At 34.4% G+C, this 18,188-nt stretch carries 19 protein-coding genes and 1 other annotated feature; of the genes, 16 read left to right on the plus strand and 3 right to left on the minus strand.

What is annotated here, in order from left to right; genetic code table 11:
- The first annotated feature begins 138 nt into the window (after positions 1 to 138).
- The 6 genes from mreC to COJ46_RS20715 all read left to right on the plus strand — a co-directional run bounded on the left by mreC (position 139) and on the right by COJ46_RS20715 (position 4,849).
- On the plus strand, positions 139 to 993 hold the full coding sequence (gene mreC, locus COJ46_RS20690; protein ID WP_097978917.1) for a rod shape-determining protein MreC: 855 nt from the start codon (positions 139 to 141) through the stop codon (positions 991 to 993).
- 7 nt (positions 994 to 1,000) lie between these two features.
- Entirely contained in the window at positions 1,001 to 1,519 is a 519-nt protein-coding gene (mreD, locus tag COJ46_RS20695; RefSeq protein ID WP_097978916.1) for a rod shape-determining protein MreD, read from the plus strand.
- A gap of 47 nt (positions 1,520 to 1,566) precedes the next feature.
- Entirely contained in the window at positions 1,567 to 2,253 is a 687-nt protein-coding gene (gene minC, locus COJ46_RS20700) for a septum site-determining protein MinC (RefSeq protein WP_088014420.1), read from the plus strand.
- Between the two features lie 2 nt (positions 2,254 to 2,255).
- Positions 2,256 to 3,050 carry a septum site-determining protein MinD gene (gene minD / locus COJ46_RS20705; RefSeq protein ID WP_097978915.1) on the plus strand — a complete coding sequence of 265 codons (795 nt, stop codon included), beginning with the start codon at positions 2,256 to 2,258 and terminating at the stop codon, positions 3,048 to 3,050.
- A 169-nt stretch (positions 3,051 to 3,219) separates the two neighbouring features.
- On the plus strand, positions 3,220 to 3,996 hold the full coding sequence (locus tag COJ46_RS20710; RefSeq protein WP_286133681.1) for a M23 family metallopeptidase: 777 nt from the start codon (positions 3,220 to 3,222) through the stop codon (positions 3,994 to 3,996).
- Positions 3,989 to 4,849 carry a site-2 protease family protein gene (locus COJ46_RS20715; protein WP_097978914.1) on the plus strand — a complete coding sequence of 287 codons (861 nt, stop codon included), beginning with the start codon at positions 3,989 to 3,991 and terminating at the stop codon, positions 4,847 to 4,849. Before COJ46_RS20710 ends, COJ46_RS20715 begins: the two co-directional genes overlap by 8 nt.
- Positions 4,850 to 5,004: 155 nt before the next feature.
- Here COJ46_RS20715 and COJ46_RS20720 read toward each other — a convergent pair whose 3' ends face one another.
- On the minus strand, positions 5,005 to 5,571 hold the full coding sequence (locus COJ46_RS20720) for a glycosyltransferase family A protein (RefSeq protein ID WP_097978913.1): 567 nt from the start codon (positions 5,569 to 5,571) through the stop codon (positions 5,005 to 5,007).
- A 206-nt stretch (positions 5,572 to 5,777) separates the two neighbouring features.
- Here COJ46_RS20720 and COJ46_RS20725 point away from each other — a divergent pair, with 206 nt between their 5' ends.
- The 6 genes from COJ46_RS20725 to obgE all read left to right on the plus strand — a co-directional run bounded on the left by COJ46_RS20725 (position 5,778) and on the right by obgE (position 10,447).
- Positions 5,778 to 7,235 (plus strand): Rne/Rng family ribonuclease, encoded by a 1,458-nt coding sequence (locus tag COJ46_RS20725; RefSeq protein WP_176522671.1) that lies wholly within the window; start codon positions 5,778 to 5,780, stop codon positions 7,233 to 7,235.
- Positions 7,236 to 7,296: 61 nt separating this feature from the next.
- Positions 7,297 to 7,374, plus strand: a sequence feature (ribosomal protein L21 leader region).
- Between the two features lie 13 nt (positions 7,375 to 7,387).
- Positions 7,388 to 7,696, plus strand: coding sequence for a 50S ribosomal protein L21 (rplU, locus tag COJ46_RS20730; protein ID WP_025672164.1), 309 nt, complete (start codon positions 7,388 to 7,390; stop codon positions 7,694 to 7,696).
- A 9-nt stretch (positions 7,697 to 7,705) separates the two neighbouring features.
- A complete protein-coding gene (locus COJ46_RS20735; protein WP_097978911.1) occupies positions 7,706 to 8,041 on the plus strand; it encodes a ribosomal-processing cysteine protease Prp in 336 nt (111 codons plus the stop codon).
- A 16-nt stretch (positions 8,042 to 8,057) separates the two neighbouring features.
- Positions 8,058 to 8,348 (plus strand): 50S ribosomal protein L27, encoded by a 291-nt coding sequence (rpmA, locus tag COJ46_RS20740; RefSeq protein ID WP_025672162.1) that lies wholly within the window; start codon positions 8,058 to 8,060, stop codon positions 8,346 to 8,348.
- 254 nt (positions 8,349 to 8,602) lie between these two features.
- Positions 8,603 to 9,145 carry a Spo0B C-terminal domain-containing protein gene (locus COJ46_RS20745; RefSeq protein WP_097978910.1) on the plus strand — a complete coding sequence of 181 codons (543 nt, stop codon included), beginning with the start codon at positions 8,603 to 8,605 and terminating at the stop codon, positions 9,143 to 9,145.
- A gap of 15 nt (positions 9,146 to 9,160) precedes the next feature.
- The gene (obgE, locus tag COJ46_RS20750; RefSeq protein WP_097978909.1) at positions 9,161 to 10,447 is read left to right on the plus strand and encodes a GTPase ObgE; all 1,287 of its coding nucleotides are present in this window, start codon (positions 9,161 to 9,163) and stop codon (positions 10,445 to 10,447) included.
- Positions 10,448 to 10,896: 449 nt separating this feature from the next.
- On the opposite strand, the gene COJ46_RS20755 is transcribed toward obgE, so the two are convergent.
- Together COJ46_RS20755 and COJ46_RS20760 are read right to left on the minus strand one after the other, a co-directional pair.
- Positions 10,897 to 11,439 (minus strand): transcription repressor NadR, encoded by a 543-nt coding sequence (locus COJ46_RS20755; RefSeq protein WP_097978908.1) that lies wholly within the window; start codon positions 11,437 to 11,439, stop codon positions 10,897 to 10,899.
- Between the two features lie 8 nt (positions 11,440 to 11,447).
- Complete coding sequence (locus tag COJ46_RS20760) at positions 11,448 to 12,602, minus strand: IscS subfamily cysteine desulfurase (RefSeq protein WP_420488113.1); 1,155 nt, start codon at positions 12,600 to 12,602, stop codon at positions 11,448 to 11,450.
- 113 nt (positions 12,603 to 12,715) lie between these two features.
- Between COJ46_RS20760 and nadB the strand changes: the two genes are divergently transcribed.
- The 4 genes from nadB to COJ46_RS20780 form a co-directional block, all read left to right on the plus strand.
- Positions 12,716 to 14,197, plus strand: coding sequence for an L-aspartate oxidase (gene nadB, locus COJ46_RS20765; protein WP_097978906.1), 1,482 nt, complete (start codon positions 12,716 to 12,718; stop codon positions 14,195 to 14,197).
- Between the two features lie 12 nt (positions 14,198 to 14,209).
- The gene (gene nadC / locus COJ46_RS20770) at positions 14,210 to 15,037 is read left to right on the plus strand and encodes a carboxylating nicotinate-nucleotide diphosphorylase (protein ID WP_097978905.1); all 828 of its coding nucleotides are present in this window, start codon (positions 14,210 to 14,212) and stop codon (positions 15,035 to 15,037) included.
- Between the two features lie 24 nt (positions 15,038 to 15,061).
- Complete coding sequence (gene nadA, locus COJ46_RS20775; RefSeq protein WP_097978924.1) at positions 15,062 to 16,174, plus strand: quinolinate synthase NadA; 1,113 nt, start codon at positions 15,062 to 15,064, stop codon at positions 16,172 to 16,174.
- Between the two features lie 212 nt (positions 16,175 to 16,386).
- Positions 16,387 to 18,188: LysM peptidoglycan-binding domain-containing protein (locus tag COJ46_RS20780; protein WP_141540914.1), on the plus strand; the 1,802-nt coding region annotated here is incomplete at its 3' end.

Genomic DNA, 18,188 nt, shown 5'->3' on the forward strand with positions numbered 1-18,188 from the left:
TTCTAAAAGGTTGAACTACTAAATAAGTTCTTTAATAAGAAGATTAGTTAAAATTTGTAATCCTCACTACAATTAGTGAGGATTACATTCATGAAATCGTTAGAACAAAAAGTTGAATTGTTATAAGAGGGTGTAAGAATGCCACAATTTTTTCAAAATAAACGTTTAATGATTGTCTTAGCTGCTATTATCTTACTAGTGGCACTTCTAGGTTATTCTTTAAGAAGTAATAGAAACCTTTCAATTCCTGAGCAGTTTATTAAAGATACAGTAAGTTTGACTGAAAAAGTATTTAATAAGCCCGCACAACTTATTGCGGGTTTATTTAATAATATGGCGGACTTAAAAGATACATATGAAGAAAATCAAGTTTTGAAAAGTAAGCTCGATAAATATGTTGAATTATCTGTACGTGAGAAAGCATTAGAAAAAGAAAATAAAGAATTAAAAGACACGATTGGAATCAAAAAAAGTTTAAGTGATTATGATACATTTCAAGCTACAGTAACAATAAGAGATCCTGATAAATGGCAACAAATCATTACAATTGATAAAGGATCGATAAGTGGAATTGAAAAAGAAATGGCAGTTATCACTTCTAAGGGCTTAATTGGTAAAGTTAGAAATGTTTCTAAATTTTCATCAACTGTACAATTATTAAGTTCTTCAGATCGAACAAATCGAATTTCTGCAAAAATTCAGCAAAAAGATACGGTTTTTGGTTTGATAGAAGGTTATGATGTTGAGAAACAAGCTTTATTATTCAAACGAATTCCTTCAAATGCAAAAGTAAAAAAAGGACAAACAGTCGTGACTTCAGGTCTTGGTGGTGTTTTTCCAGCTAATCTAGTGATAGGAAAAGTTGAGGAAGTTGTTCCAGATGAACATGGGCTAACTCAAACAGCTTATATTAAACCGCAAGCAGATTTTAATGACATAAATCATGTACTAGCTGTTAAGCGTTCAATTGATCAGCCACAGAAAGGAGAGTAATTAGTAAATGAGTAAGTATGGTTTACCTCTCCTTTTAACATTTCTGTTTATTTTAGAAAATATTTTTGTATCAACTGTATCGCCAAACATTCTTGGTCACAATGCGATAATTGTTCCACATTTTTTATTTTTTGGTTTATTATTTATTACATTATATTACAATCCGAAGAAGGCGCTTATTTATGGTGTTATCTTTGGATTCATTTATGATATTGTTTATACAGAGATTATAGGTATATATTTAGCTGCTTTTCCGTTATTTATCTTTTTAATAAGTCAAGCAATTAAAATACTTTACGCGAATTTATTCGTTCGAAGTATTCTTGTTTTAATATGGACAGCAGCCTTAGAATATTTAGTATACGGATTAAATGCGTTGTTCGGATTTACTAATATGAATAATACATACTTTTTGAATCATCGATTATTACCGACATTATTACTGAATGCACTATTTATATTAATTTTTGCATATCCTTTCTCATCATTATTAAGAACGATTAGTGAAAATAATGAGGAAAAATAAAGGATTTTTCTGGTGCATGTCGAATTATACAATCGGGGTGAACACTTATCATGGAACAGAGGCAACAATATGTTACAATAAAAGGAACGAAAGATGGTCTAACACTGCACCTCGATGATACATGTTCTTTTCAAATTTTAGTAGATGAAATTGAAGAAAGACTGTCTACCCACTTGTTTGAGAGCAATGATCGTCCCTTACTTGCAGTTCGTTTAAAAATAGGAAATCGTTTTTTATCTCCCGAACAAGATGAAATTATTCGTTCAATTGTTCGTAAAAAGAATAATCTTGTGGTTGAAACAATCGAAAGTAATGTGATTTCGAAGCAAGAAGCTATTGAATGGATGAAAAGGGAGGAAATTGTACCTATTTGTAGAATGGTAAGATCCGGTCAGATTCTCCAAGTGAAAGGTGATTTACTGTTAATCGGTGATGTTAACCCAGGTGGAACTGTTATTGCGGGTGGAAATATCTTTATTATGGGTGCACTAAGAGGTACTGCTCATGCCGGTTTTAATGGTAATAAGGAGGCAGTTATTGCGGCATCAATAATGAGACCAATGCAGTTGAGAATTTGCAGCATAATGAACAGAGCACCGGATCATTATGGTGATGAAGGCAATGAGATGGAATGCGCGTATATAAACGAAGACAGCCAAATCATTGTCGATCGCATACAATTTCTGACTCATCTTAGACCTAGTTTGACAAGGTTAGAAAGGGGCATGATGTAACTGTGGGAGAGGCTATAGTAATTACATCTGGTAAAGGTGGAGTTGGTAAAACAACTACATCGGCAAATTTAGGAACAGCATTAGCGATGTTTGGAAAAAAAGTGTGCTTAATTGACACTGATATCGGCCTACGTAACTTAGACGTTGTCATGGGATTAGAAAACCGCATCGTCTATGATTTAGTGGACGTTGTTGAAGGTCGCTGTAAAACGCATCAGGCATTAATAAAGGATAAGCGTTTTGAGTGCTTATATTTATTACCTGCTGCTCAAACAAGCGATAAAACTGCTGTTTCTCCTGAACAAATGAGAGAGCTTGTTGATGAATTAAAAAAAGACTATGATTATATATTAATAGACTGCCCTGCTGGAATTGAGCAAGGATATAAAAATGCAGTAGCAGGTGCAGATAAAGCGATCGTTGTCACAACTCCTGAAGTTTCTTCAATTCGTGATGCAGATCGTATTATTGGACTATTAGATCAAGAGGATATTGAGCCTCCTAAACTAGTAATCAATCGTATTAGAAGTCATATGATGGAAAATAGAGATAGCTTAGATGTTGATGAAATTACTTCAATGTTAGCTGTAGATTTAATTGGTATTGTTCAAGATGATGAAAGCGTTATTAAGGCAACTAATAGTGGTGAACCTGTAGCAATGAATCCAAATTCAAAAGCTTCTATTGCATATAGAAATATTGCAAGAAGAGTGCTAGGGGAATCCGTACCATTACAATCATTAGAAACTGAAAAGAGTATTTTCTTTAAAGTGAAAAAATTATTTGGTATCCGATAACACTTCGTAAAAAGCGAAGTGTTTTTCTTTTTCTATTTTTCAAAAGTCCTCTTTAATCTCTTCCAAAATACTGCCTAATAGCTTTATCCACTTTTCAAATTATCTACTCATAAGTTGTCCTATTGATTCATATAAATTAATTAACTAGTTTGCGAGGAGAGGTGACACTTTGAGTAAGCGCGTAGATGATATAAGAAAGCGGATCGCTAAACGGCGTGAACAAGAAGAAAAATGGGGAAACCCGAATCCGAATCAAATGATGAGCAAATTTCCGGTAAAAGAAGTGCAAAATACTGAGGGCGGATACACTTATACTTATGATGATTTGGTAGAAGAGCAAGGTAAGAAAATAATGAATAACTCTAACTTTATGTTTAGAAGTTTATTATGCGCGATTATTGTACTAGCTTTAGCCATCATCTTAAAAAGTAACTCACCTATGGCATCTCAAGTTCGGCATGGTCTATCACAAGTTTATGAAAGTGAATTTCAGTTTGCTTCATTACAGAAATGGTATGAAGATCGGTTTGGAAGTCCTATTGCTTTTTTACCGCAATTAAATGATCAAAAAGACAATGCTGGAAATGATAATTATGCTGTTCCTGCAAGTGGTAAAGTACTGCAAAGTTTTAAAACGGACGGCCAAGGTATATTGATTCAAACTGAAGCTAACCAAAAAGTAGAGTCAATCAAAAAAGGTCGAGTACTTTTTGTAGGAAAGAAAGATAATTTAGGAAATACGGTCATTATTCAACACGCCGATGGTTCAGAATCTTGGTACGGAAAATTAGGAACAACTAACGTAAAAGTTTATGACGAAGTGGATAGTAAAAAGGTTATCGGAACGGTATCATCTAATGATGAAGGGAATCTAGGGACTTATTATTTCGCAATTAAAATGGGGGAAAAATTTATAGATCCGAAACAGGTGATTCCATTTGAATAAATGGCTAACTCTTCCTTCCAAAATTTCTGTTCATCCACTGTATTTATTAATTGCGTGTATTGGTATTATGACAGCTAATTTTTGGTCAGTATTGTTTGTATCAATTATTATTTTCTGCCACGAATTAGGTCACGCCTTTGCTGCTACTTCATTTAATTGGAGAATAAATAAAATTACGCTACTTCCCTTTGGGGGGGTTGTAGATCTTGATGAACATGGAAATCGACCAACCTACGAGGAGTTTATTGTTACAATCTCTGGCCCCATTCAACATTTAACTTTATATATAATCGCTAACTTCCTATTTCAAATGAATTTAATGCCTGAAAACCTTTATACGCTTTTTATCAATTACAATCTTAGTATTCTTTGTTTTAATTTATTACCAATATGGCCATTAGACGGTGGGAAATTAATCTATCAGTTATTTTCATTGATCTTTCCGTTCGTTAAAGCTCATATATATAGCTTGTACTCATCATTTGTATTTTTATTGTTATCCTCATTACTTACAATCATCATACAGCCTATGAATATTACAATTTGGGTTTGTCTATTATTTTTAATCGTTTCCTTATGGGGAGAATGGAAAAATAGGCATTTTGTTGTTATACGATTTTTAATGGAACGGTTTTATGGAAATGAACAATATATCCAAAAAATTAAATCGATCTCCTTGAATAAAGAAACAAAATTATTTCAAGTTTTTTCTAACTTTCAAAAAGGATATAAATACAACGTCGTCTTTTCTCTTGATAAAAAAAATCAACAAATGTTAGATGAAAATGAATTATTACATGCTTACTTTACTGAGAAGAAAGCAACCTACTCGCTTGAAGAGTTAATTAGTTAGATTTCAATTATTTAATACATTTTCTATAAACTCAAGATGGCTTGATATGAAGCCATCTTTATAGTGTTGAAAATTAAAATAAGCATTCCAATAGCAAACAAAAAAAGATGGTCTCTAGGTGAGGCCATTTTTTAATTAATTTTATTCAATTATTACTATACATACCACGAGGAGTCTTTTGGAATATAGTCATAGTAATACAGTATAGAAGGGATCCTTTTTTGAATTATTATATCGTTTGAAACTCGTCTGCCCCATTCATCGTCTTCTCCAAAACTAATATTAAGAAATTTATGTGCCGAGGCAATCTTTTTTGAATAGCACATTAAATGATTTGGTTTTCGATAATAATAATTTTTATCTTCCCCATGTGCAAACTCTTTCCCATATTTACAAACTTTAGAAAATTGGTTATTAAAATTTACTAAAACGTCAAATACAATACAGTCAACATTTGGCGTTTCATTGATTGCTGAGCACAATAATTCGATATAATTTGGTTCTATCCGATCATCGTCATCTATAAAAACTACATAATCTCCTTTTGCTTGCTCAATTAGAACATTTCTCTTTTCACCAATGCTTCTTTTTTTATTTTCTAAAAGTACTAATATTTCAACTGGATATGCTTTACTCTGTTTATCTAATTCATTAATAATATTATTTAGATACCCCATTCTTTCGGGGACAGTTGGAATAAGAATTGATAGAATTATATCCATATAATCGCTCCAATCTAAATCAGGATTAAGTAAAAGAAAGGGTAATACAGGAAAAGAAAAGGGGAAAATGTAAGTGAAATCTTAATATAATATTCAATTTCTACTATTCATGTGAGTAGACGAACTAATTAGATTGTATTAACTAGCTTTTTTCTACTTAAATGAATAAAATGTGATAGATACTATACATAGTTAGGAAGATGAATTTGAAGAAAGTTATTATGAATGTAAAACATTCAGAGAAAAGAATTGCTGTAACTGAAAATGAACAGCTAGTTGAATGGTTTTCTTCTGCAGACCAAAATACATATGTAGGAAATATATATGTAGGACAAATCCAAGAAGTAATGCCGAAATTAAATGCAATTTTTGTAAATATTGGTTTAAATAAAAATGGCTTCATGAGATTCGAAGATACAGTCGAGGGTAAAGAATCTGAAATCAATAAAGACGAATTAATAAGAAAAAAGTTCCAAAAAGGACAATATATTTTGGTTCAAGTCATAAAGGATGCGTTTGATGAGAAAGGTCCTAAGCTTACAAATAATCTTGAGTTCTCTGGTGATTACGTTGTATATTTCCCTCTTACAAAACAAGTTGCTGTTTCAAATAAAATAAAAAAAGAATCGAAACGAAATAAATTATACTCATTAGGCCGAGATTACACTAGTGAGAATGAGGGGCTAATTTTCAGATCTTCATGTGAAAATGCTGAATCAGGTGTGATTTTAAATGAGTTAAAAGGCTTTCAAACATTTTATGATTCATTAAAAAATCAAAGTTTTAAAAAAATAACATGTGTATGGGAAGCGAATTCCTTGTTTACTAAGTTTTTTAAATTACATCCTAAAGATACAATCAGTGAATTAATCATTGATGATTTAGCTGCTTATAAAAATTATTTGCCTGAAGATCTTCAAATAATTAGTTATAGAGGAAATGAAAATATTTTCGTGGCATTTAAAATTGAAGAACAAATAGAGAAATCTTTTAAACAAATTGTATGGTTAAAAAATGGTTCATTTCTTCTAATCGAACAAACTGAAGCTATGACAGTGATCGATGTAAATACAGGTAAATTTAGCGGGAAAAATAATCGTGAAGAAACTGTTTATCATACAAATCAATTAGCTGCAAATGAGATTGTTCGCCAATTAAGACTTCGTGATATTGGTGGCATGATTATTATTGATTTTATAAATATGAAGTCCGTTGAACAGCAAAAAAGTATAGGGGATCAATTAAAGGAAGCCTTTAAAAATGATCGAGCATATACAAAGCTATTTGGATTTTCTGACCTTGGTTTATTTGAACTTACACGCAAAAGAACAGCTCATTCACATATCGAAGCAACACATCAAAAGTGCCCTGAGTGTAATGGTAGTGGGCTTGTAAAAAACACAGTTCAGACAGTTTTTGAACTAGAACGAGCGCTTTGGGAGCTCTCAACAAGTCGTGATATTGAGGCTTTACTTGTTGAATGTAGTGAGGATGTCGCAATAGCGTTAAATGGAGATCAAAATAATCATGTACAAAGACTAGAAAAAGCAATGTTTATAAAAATATGTTTAAAAATTTTATCTTCAAAAACACCTTTTTATAATATAGTTCGAACTGGTACGACCAAGGAAATCACCAGCTATATAGAAACAGTCATTAACTGAAGAAGTTGTTGACATTCGACATGCGCCATGGTAACATCATAATGTTATTGTTTGTAGCGCACCCGTGCTACAACCGCGCATAATAGGTATTAAATTGCTATTTTTAGCATGCCTATTGGTGGCGAGTCTTAGACTATTGAGGAGGTGCAATTATGTACGCAATTATTGAAACTGGTGGTAAACAAATCAAAGTTGAAGAAGGTCAAGCAATCTACATCGAAAAACTTGATACTAACGCAGGTGAAACTGTAACATTCGACAAAGTTTTATTCGTAGGTGGCGAAAACATCAAAGTTGGTAGCCCAACTGTTGAAGGAGCTACTGTAACTGCAAAAGTTGAAAAGAACGGTAAAGCTAAAAAGATTCTTGTATTCAAATACAAATCTAAAAAGAACTACCGTCGTAAGCAAGGTCATCGTCAACCTTACACTAAAGTTGTTATCGAAAAAATCAACGCTTAATTTTAAGTAATGACTAAAATAACAATTGAACGTTTAAAAGATGGACGTATAGGTTCCTTTAAAATAAGTGGACATGCATTTTTTTCTGATGCCGGAACTGACATTGTTTGTGCCGGTATATCAGCAGTTTCAGTAGGAACTGTAAATGCTTTGGAAGCAATTTGCCGTATAGATTCGGAATTAAATACAGTGATTGATGAAAAGAAAGGTTTCTTGAAGTATCAATTACCGATTGATTTAAATGAAGAAAATATGCAAAAAGCGCAACTTATCCTTGAAGCGATGATCGTATCTTTACAAACTATCGCTGCAAGTTACGGTGACTATGTCACTATAAACGAGTAAAACAGGAGGTGTAACCATGTTAAAATTAAATCTTCAGTTATTTGCTTCTAAAAAGGGAGTAGGTTCTACAAAAAACGGTCGTGACTCAATGTCAAAACGTCTTGGCGCTAAACGTGCTGATGGACAATTCGTAACTGGTGGTTCAATTCTTTACCGTCAACGCGGCACTAAGATTTATCCAGGTGTAAACGTTGGTCGTGGTGGAGATGACACATTATTTGCGAAGGTTGATGGCGTAGTTAAATTCGAACGTTTAGGCCGTGACCGCAAACAAGTAAGTGTATACCCTGTAGCTCAAGAAGCTTAAGAAACTAACTTAGAAACTCTAACCTTTTAGGTTAGAGTTTTTCTGTACTTAAGACATTTTTATTTATAATAAATTGCTATTCAACATGAAAATAGGTGTTGTTATAGCAACCTCTCAAACAATATGCTCCAAAGACTCGGCATTTTACAAGCTACACACTAGTTTGAGACTTTCAATATGATCAATGAATTGCCGAGTCTAACTTTTTTATTACCTTCATAAATACCAAAAATGTAAACCTATAGGAGAATACAATGCAGGAGAAATGGGACGTTCTAGAGGTATTAAGACATTCACGTCATGATTGGTTAAATCGAATTCAATTAATAAAAGGATACATGGCCACAGGTCAATCTGACCAGCTAGAAGAAACGATAACAAAAATTGTTGCTGATTCTTTGAATGAAGCTAAAATTTGTTCGTTACAAATTCCAGAGTTTGCAGAATTTATCATTACCTATAACTGGAAGCCTCGTACAATTGTACTAGATTATGAAATTTTAGGGGAACCATGTTCGCTTAAAAATTTAGACGAAGTGATGACAGAATGGATTCAAAATTTTTTAGAAAAACTAGAATCTTGGGTACATATTTATGAGGAAAATTTTGTTAGTTTAACAATTGAAATAAATGATAAAACAGTTAGTTTCTTTTTTGACTTCAGAGGTAAACTAACAAAGAAAGAAGATATGTTGAAGTGGATTGCTTCATCATCAAATGACAGCTCAAAAATTAGAATGATGTCATATTTTTGTGAGACAGAAGAGTGCAGTATCGAATTTAAAATGGAAAAATAAAAGAGTGGTGGATTTATGTTTATTGATCAAGTCAAGATATATGTAAAAGGTGGAGACGGTGGAAACGGTATGGTAGCCTTCCGTCGTGAAAAATATGTTCCAAAAGGTGGCCCTGCTGGTGGAGACGGTGGTAGGGGAGCTAATGTTGTATTTAAAGTAGATGAAGGCTTAAGAACATTAATGGATTTCCGTTATAAACGTCATTTTAAAGCAGATCGTGGTCAACATGGTATGTCTAAAAATCAACATGGTAAAAATGCAGAAGATATGATTGTAAAAGTACCACCTGGGACGATTGTAACAGATGCTGATTCAGGTGAATTAATAGCTGACCTTACAATGGATGGTCAAACAGCTATTATTGCAAGAGGAGGTCGTGGAGGCCGTGGAAATAGTCGGTTTGCATCGCCTGCAAATCCGGCTCCAGAAATAGCTGAAAATGGTGAGCCAGGTAAGGAAAGAAACATTAAACTAGAACTTAAAGTTTTAGCTGACGTTGGATTAGTTGGTTTCCCAAGTGTTGGTAAATCAACATTACTATCTGTTGTAAGTTCTGCTAGACCAAAAATCGCTGATTATCATTTTACAACAATTGTTCCTAATTTAGGTGTTGTAGAAACAGAAGATAATCGAAGTTTTGTAATGGCCGATTTACCAGGGTTAATTGAAGGAGCACATCAAGGCGTTGGACTTGGGCATCAATTCCTACGTCATATTGAAAGAACACGTGTAATTGTTCATGTAATTGATATGTCAGGTCTTGAAGGCAGAGACCCGTATGAAGATTACTTAACAATTAATCAAGAGCTAAAAGAATATAATTTACGTTTAACTGAACGACCTCAAGTAGTCGTTGCAAATAAAATGGATATTCCAGAAGCTGAAGAAAACTTAATTAAGTTTAAAGAACAAGTTGGAGATGAAGTTCAAATTTTCCCAATTTCTGCGGTAACACGTCAAGGTTTACGTGATTTATTATTTACAGTTGCAGATTTAGTTGAAACAACTCCAGAATTCCCACTTCATGACGAAGAGGAAGATAAACCATTACGAGTTCTTTATAAATATCAAAAAGAAGAACCTACTTTTGAGATTACTCGTGAAAGTGATGGAACGTTCGTCGTTAAAGGTGAAGAGCTTGAAAAACTATTCAAAATGACTAACTTTGAACGTGAAGAGTCAATTCGTCGATTTGCACGTCAAATGCGTGGAATGGGGATTGATGAAGCACTACGTCAACGTGGCGCGAAAAACGGAGATATCGTTAAAATTTCTGAATACGAATTCGAATTTATCGATTAATAATTCCTGTATAAAAAGAGGGTGTCCAAATTTTGGACACCCTCTTTCTTATTTATTCATAAATAGGTAACTAAATAGCGAACTGCAAATAAATTTGGAGAATCGCAATTAACATTGTTAAAATAGCAATTAAAATTCGAGAATCGCAATTAAACTTGGCAAAACAGCAAATAAATTTCCAATAATCGCAAATAAGATAAAGTTTTACCCATACTAGTAAAGGTATTTTGACTTCACATTGTACAAAAATAAGACCCTTTTAAAGGGAAAGAAGCAATTTTACTCCTATTTCGACTTGAAAATTGATTAAAGCTTGCTGAAATGACCATCAACAAAATCGAAAACTTCAACTACAATTTAAAGTCTAACTAAGATACCCCTGCTCAAAATAAAAAAAGGATGCCCATATGTCCATTTCCTTGACATATGAGACACTCCTTATTGTTCACTTATGGCATGTCTACCAAAAAACCTTCAGTTTTTAATTGTAAGATTGCACTTTCAAGCTGCTGTTCACTATCTGCCTCTATCGTATGAAGATGTGTTCCATTTGTTAAATTTGACAGTGGGACAGAGCTCGTTTCTCCCATTTTTTGAAGGAATAAGCTTATATCATAACGGTTCGCAATTTGTAATTGGGCTGTGATATATCCATAGACGGGATGTTCAACCATTACATCCTTAACAGTAACACCGTGATCGACTAATATTTCTAGTTCTTTTTGAGTGTCTTCAGCTGTATGGTGACAAATGATTACTTTTCTAATTTTGTCGGTTTCCTTATTAGGATGTATATAAATATAGCCTTGTGCAGTTGCTAGTATAGGCTCATTTTTCGCTTTTAAAAGTGTAATATCACCTACGACAACTTGTCGACTAACATTTGCTCTTTTAGCTAAGGAATTGCCTGATAAGGGCGACTCAGACTCCTTTAACCATTGTAAAACTTTCTTTCTTCTTTCTTCCCCTAAAAGTTTTTTATTCATTTTAATTTCCTCGATTAAAAATTTTGATTAATGATTAATTTTAACACAGACGAAAATTTGACTAAGTCTTCTTCTGTTGTATGTTTTCCGATTGAAACTCTGAAGAATTGTTTTGCCTCATGGGGGTCTCTTCCAATTGCTAACATTGTTTCTGAAGGTTTCTGCATACCAATTGCACAAGCACTTCCCGTTGAAATGGCAAATTGATGTCGATTACATTCAAGCATAACAAACTGACCTTCAAGTCCAATGATCCTCATTCCAATTATATTTGGAATACACTCTCCATCAGAACCTTCAAATTTTACAAGATGTTGAACATCTTGTAATTGTGATTTTAAAACATTTTTTAAATAGAGACATCTCTTTTGCTCTTCATCTTGATTTTTTATTATATGACCAGCTGCTGTTACAAATGATGCAATTGCTGGGACATTAACAGTACCGGGGCGAATCCCACTTTCATGAGATGTACCGGGATAGATTGGTTGACAAGTTAATTTAGGATTTAAATAAAGGGCTCCGATCCCTTTTGGTCCATATAATTTATGACCTGAAATACTCAGACTAGAAATTTCATATTTTGAGACATCAATTGTTATTTTTCCAAATGATTGTACACAATCGCAATGAAGTAAAATATTTGATGAATTAAATAAATTTGCAATCTCGTTAATCGGTTGAATAGCTCCAATTTCAGAATTTACATGTTGAAAAATGCCCAATACAGTATCTTCACGAATTGCATTTTCAATTACTTCTAAAGAGATAATCCCGCTATTTGTAACTGGCAAATAAGAAACTTCATATCCTTGTTCTTCCAGTACTTTTAAATAATTACTTATTGAAGAATGCTCTAATGCTGTGGTTAGTATGTGATTTCCGACTTTTTTTGTACTCTTCAAGAGGGTTTGAATAGCAATTAAATTTGATTCAGTTCCTCCACTTGTAAAGTAAATTGAAGCGGGGCTAGCATTTATAAATCCTGCTAATTGCTTGCGGCATGCTTCAAGTAACAGTGATGCCTTTGAGCCAATATCATGTAAACTTCGCTCATTTCCAAAGTAATTTTTAGAGGCGGTGACGAATGTCTCAATGGCTTCTTCACTCATTGGAGTTGTTGCAGCATAGTCTAAATAAATCAAATTAAAGTCTCCTTTTTTACTCATTAAAAAAAATTTCTTGTCATTAGTTTAAATATATGTAAATATAGGTGTCAAGACAGCTTTTTTATCTATAAGATAAAATTTAAATAGATGTACTGTAAATGGAGGGGGCAACTATGCGAACTGCAGACGTTGTCATTATTGGCAGTGGGATTGCTGCTTTAATGGCTGCTGAGGAAATTTGTCAGTCTAAAAATGTGATTCTATTCACAAAGAAAAAAATTTGGGACAGCAATTCGATGCTTGCACAAGGTGGAATTGCAGCTGTAATGTCTGATGATGATTCTTGGGAACTTCATAAACAAGATACGCTCGAAGCGGGTTGTAATGTAAATAATATAGAAGCAGTAGAAGAACTAGTAAAGAACGGAACAACGTCTATGAAGGATCTTGTTTCTATTGGCATGGAGTTTGATAAAGATGAATTAGGTCAATTTCATCTTGGTAGAGAAGGAGCGCATCGGAAAAATAGAATTTTACATTCTGGCGGAGATGCCACTGGAAAGTATTTAGTTGAAACTATCTATGCTCGGTTAAAAGATAAAATAACGATTATAGAACATGAAATGGTAATTGATTTAATCATACAAGATGGAATATGTAAGGGTGTATATATACTTAATGAAAATGGGGAATTAGAATCCTGTTTTGCAAACACAACACTTTTGGCAACTGGTGGTATTGGGGCAATGTATCAATTTAGTTCCAATAATAGGGCCATAACCGGAGATGGAATTGCGATGGCATTTCGAGCAGGTTGTGAGATGGCAGATTTGGAGTTTATTCAATTTCATCCAACCATGCTTTACATTAATGGGGCATGTAAAGGTCTAGTATCAGAAGCTGTTAGAGGCGAAGGAGCTTTTTTGGTTACGAAAACTGGTCGTCGCATTATGAAAGGAATTCATCCTTTTGAAGATTTAGCACCAAGAGATGTTGTTAGTAGGGCGATTTTTAATGAAATGCAAAACGGGGAAGAAATCTATTTATCGATTGAGATGATTGATGGATTTGAACAACGTTTTCCAACAATTACTGCCAATCTTATTAATAATGGAATTGATCTAGAAAAAGGATTGATTCCTGTTGTTCCAGGCGCACATTTCCACATGGGTGGGGTAAAGACATCTGCAAATGGAGAAACGACAATACCTGGATTATATGCAGTAGGAGAGGTTGCTTGTACAGGTGTGCATGGTGCAAATCGACTTGCAAGTAATTCTTTATTGGAAGGGATTGTGTTTGGTAAAAAGGTTGCGAAATTTATTGCTGACCTTCCTTTAGCTAAAATAAATGAGAATCTGCCAAAATACATGATACCAAGATTTAGAACATTACCTACAAAAGATGAAATTAAAGAAATAATGATGAAGTATATCGGTATTGTAAGAAATGTAGACGATTTATCGAAAGCAATCACCTATTTTTCTTACTTCTTAGAATCTAAAACAGTTGATACACACCCGATGAACAAAGAGGAAATAGAAAGATACAATATGCTAATTACTGGAAAACTAATAGCAGAAGCTGCATTAAGAAGAAAAGAAAGCATCGGCTCACATTTTATAGAATATATCGATCAACCAGCTAATATTTGAGGAGAGAAATGCATGAATACATTAAAAGCTAAAAAAATGATTGAGCAATTTTTATTAGAGGATATTGGAGAAGGAGATCTATCCTCAATTCATATTTTTCCAATGCATGAAAGAACAACTGGAAAAGTACTTGCAAAAGCAGATGGAGTAATTGCTGGTACTGATTTAATCGAAATAACTTATAAATTACTTCATGAAAATATAAAAGTAACACTGCACGTTAAAGATGGTGAAACTGTTCAGGCAGGGCAGCTCCTTGCGGAAGTAGAAGGACCAGTTCAAGTGTTATTATCAGGTGAAAGAGTTATGCTTAATCTTTTACAACGAATGAGTGGGATTGCAACACTTACTTCAAAAGCAGTTGAAACATTAAACGACGAGAAAATCAAACTTGTTGATACAAGAAAAACGATGCCAGGTTTACGTTTGTTTGATAAGTATGCAGTTACTTGTGGTGGAGGATCAAACCATCGTTTCGGCTTATATGATGCAGTGATGCTGAAAGATAATCATATTGCTTACGCAGGTTCAATTAAAAATGCAGTAGATTCATTACGTAATAAATTAGGTCATATGGTCAAAATTGAAGTCGAGACAGAAAACAAAGATCAAGTTCTTCAAGCTATTGAAGCTGGTGCAGATGTCATTATGTTTGATAATCGTACTCCAGATGAAATAAAAGAATTCGTTAAGCTTGTTCCAGAAACGATTGTAACAGAAGCTTCTGGTGGAATTACTTTAGATAATTTAGCAAATTTTCAAAACTGTGGTGTAAATGTTATTTCTTTAGGCTGTTTAACACATTCGGCAAAAGCATTAGATATAAGCTTCTACTTGTAATAAAGAGGGATTGGAGTGGGGACAATGAACGTTTTAGATATGATACAAAAAAATGAAGGATATCAAATTCCTGATGAATACTATACATTATCAACTGAGGAAATGGAAAAAAGAGTAAAAGATATAAAAGAGAGATTAGGTGATGCTCTTTTCATTCCAGGTCATCATTATCAAAAGGAAGAAGTTGTAGTTTTTTCAGATTCGACTGGAGATTCTCTACAACTTGCTCAAGTTGCTGCTAATAATAAAAAAGCGAAATATATCGTATTCTGTGGTGTACATTTTATGGCAGAGACCGCAGATATTTTAACAGAAGACGAACAGATTGTTATTTTACCTGATATGAGAGCAGGCTGTTCAATGGCAGATATGGCAGATCACCATCAAACTGATCGTGCATGGGTAGAGTTACAGAAGCTTTTCGGAGACACAATTTTACCGTTAACATATGTTAATTCAACTGCTGCTATTAAAGCGTTTGTCGGTAGAAATGATGGAGCAACCGTAACATCATCTAATGCTAAAAAAGTTGTTTCGTGGGCTTTTACACAAAAGGAACGTATTTTGTTCCTACCTGATCAACATTTAGGTAGAAACACAGCATTTGAATTAGGTGTACCGTTAGAGCATATGGCGATTTGGAATCCAATAACGGACACTTTAGAATATGAGGGTGATGATCTAAATAACATCAAAGTAATACTTTGGAAAGGTCACTGCTCTGTTCATGAGAATTTTACAGTGAAAAATATTGAGAATGTACGAAAAAATCATCCAGATATGAGAATTATTGTGCATCCAGAGTGTTCTAGAGAAGTTGTAGCAGCAAGTGATGACAATGGATCTACTAAATATATTATTGACCAAATTGAAGCAGCTCCTGCAGGAAGTAAATGGGCAATTGGAACTGAAATGAACCTAGTTCAAAGAATTATTAAAAATCATCCTGATAAGGAGATCATTTCATTAAATCCGTTTATGTGTCCTTGCTTAACGATGAATCGTATCGATTTACCACATTTATTATGGTCTTTAGAAAATATCGAAAAAGGTAACATTCAAAATATAATTACAGTAGATAAACAAACTGCAAAAGATGCAGTTAAAGCATTAGATAAAATGCTTGAGCTTGCTTAAAAATTAAATAGCAAAAAAATTAAAATCATTTAGTTCATTCTGAGCTAAATGATTTTTTTATAGAAAAAACAAGAATAAAGTAAATACTTATACAAGCTTACTCGTCATAAATTAAAATACCTTCTATCATAAATACAAATATTCAGACATACATTGTTGTGAGGTACTAATGTACAATCCAACGTAGAGGCAATTGGTCAGGAGGGGAAAAGGTGAGAATTCACATAGTAATAAAGGGCGATACCCTTAAGAGCATTGCTCAAAAATATAACATCGACTACGAAGAGATAGTTAAATTAAATGCCCAACTAAGTAATCCAGATATGATCTATCCTGGCATGAAAATAAAAGTGCCAGAAAGGGGAGAAAAACCAGCCCCATTAGGTTCTAAAAAGGAGGTACAGCAACCTAAACCAAGTGTTGCTTTGGAGGTAGAAGAAGGAAATGTTCAACCTGTAGCACAGACACAACCTGCTGTCATGCCGAATTCAAAGCCAGTTGATAATAATTTGAATATTAATGTAGAGGTTACACCGACAGTAAAACCTGTAATTCAGGTACCTATTCCACCTGCGAAACCGACTGTATCACCTGCGACAAATAATGCGAATCAACAAGTATCTCCTGTTCAAACTGGAAAACCAAATGCGAACATACCGCAAGTTGTTTCGCCAGTGGCAGTTAAAAATCCGATAAATGATAATAAATCAAATGTGAACACCAAGGGAGGACAAAGCATGTCAGAGAAAAAGAACTACTTCCCAGGATCATTAGTTTCTCCGTCAACACCAACTCCGCAAGTATCGCCAGCGGAAACAGGAAAACCAAATCAACAAGTATCGCCTGTATCAACAGGAAAACCAAATCAACAAGTATCACCGGTATCAACAGGAAAACCAAATGTGCAAGTATCACCAGTATCAACAGGAAAACCAAATGTGCAAGTATCACCAGTAGCAACAGGAAAACCAAAAGAGCAAGTATTACCTGTAGCAACAGGAAAACCGAATATGCAAGTATCACCAGTATCAACAGGAAAACCAAACATGCAAGTATCACCAGTATCAACAGGAAAACCAAATATGCAAGTATCACCAGTATCAACAGGAAAACCAAATATGCAAGTGTCACCAGTATCAACAGGAAAACCAAATATGCAAGTATCACCAGTATCAACAGGAAAACCGAATATGCAAGTATCGCCAGTGGCAACAGGAAAGCCAAATGCGCAAGTATCACCAGTAGCTACTAATAAAGCCCAAACATTACCAGCGTATATGGGACCAAATAATGCACCACAAACATTGCCAGCGTATATGGGACCGAATGCACCACAAACACTTCCAGCATACGCAGGACCGAATGCACCGCAAACACTTCCAGCATACGCAGGACCGAATGTACCGCAAACATTACCAGCGTATGTAGGACCAAATCCAAACGCAGCTCAAACGCTACCAGCATATGTAGGACCGAATCCAAACGCAGCCCAAACATTACCAGCATATATGGGACCAAATCCAAACGTAGCCCAAACATTACCAGCATATGTAGGACCAAACCCAAACGCAGCCCAAACGTTACCAGCATATATGGGACCAAATGAAAACTTCCCACAAACATTGCCGGCATATATGGGACCAAACGCAAATTTCCCACAAACATTACCAGCATATATGGGACCAAATGCTGGATACCCATATTATCCACGTGGAGAAGGAGGGGCATTACCAACATTACCGAGTTTTGGAGCTATGCCGATGTTGCCAGGATCTGGAGAAGCACCAGGAGCGACTGGAGGAGCACCAGTAGCACCAGTTCCGCCAACTGCGATGCCAATGCCATTACCAGCGCCAATGCCAGGAAATACTGGGCAAACAATGCCATCGTATATGGGACCAAATCCAAATACAGGGCAAACACTACCAGCATATATGGGACCGAATCCAAATTTAGCCCAAACATTACCGGCATACATGGGACCGAACGGAAATTTCCCACAAACATTACCAGC

This window comes from Bacillus sp. AFS077874 (genome assembly GCF_002566505.1).
GTDB lineage: Bacteria > Bacillota > Bacilli > Bacillales > Bacillaceae_G > Gottfriedia.

Bases quoted from the DNA above. Each gene is read 5' to 3' on its own strand.
- COJ46_RS20720 (WP_097978913.1), bottom strand. From the start codon at position 5,571: ATGGATATAATTCTATCAATTCTTATTCCAACTGTCCCCGAAAGAATG.
- nadB (WP_097978906.1), top strand. From the start codon at position 12,716: ATGCGAACTGCAGACGTTGTCATTATTGGCAGTGGGATTGCTGCTTTA.
- rplU (WP_025672164.1), top strand. From the start codon at position 7,388: ATGTACGCAATTATTGAAACTGGTGGTAAACAAATCAAAGTTGAAGAA.
- COJ46_RS20760 (WP_420488113.1), bottom strand. From the start codon at position 12,602: ATGAGTAAAAAAGGAGACTTTAATTTGATTTATTTAGACTATGCTGCA.
- nadA (WP_097978924.1), top strand. From the start codon at position 15,062: ATGAACGTTTTAGATATGATACAAAAAAATGAAGGATATCAAATTCCT.
- mreC (WP_097978917.1), top strand. From the start codon at position 139: ATGCCACAATTTTTTCAAAATAAACGTTTAATGATTGTCTTAGCTGCT.
- COJ46_RS20735 (WP_097978911.1), top strand. From the start codon at position 7,706: ATGACTAAAATAACAATTGAACGTTTAAAAGATGGACGTATAGGTTCC.
- COJ46_RS20745 (WP_097978910.1), top strand. From the start codon at position 8,603: ATGCAGGAGAAATGGGACGTTCTAGAGGTATTAAGACATTCACGTCAT.
- nadC (WP_097978905.1), top strand. From the start codon at position 14,210: ATGAATACATTAAAAGCTAAAAAAATGATTGAGCAATTTTTATTAGAG.
- rpmA (WP_025672162.1), top strand. From the start codon at position 8,058: ATGTTAAAATTAAATCTTCAGTTATTTGCTTCTAAAAAGGGAGTAGGT.
- obgE (WP_097978909.1), top strand. From the start codon at position 9,161: ATGTTTATTGATCAAGTCAAGATATATGTAAAAGGTGGAGACGGTGGA.
- mreD (WP_097978916.1), top strand. From the start codon at position 1,001: ATGAGTAAGTATGGTTTACCTCTCCTTTTAACATTTCTGTTTATTTTA.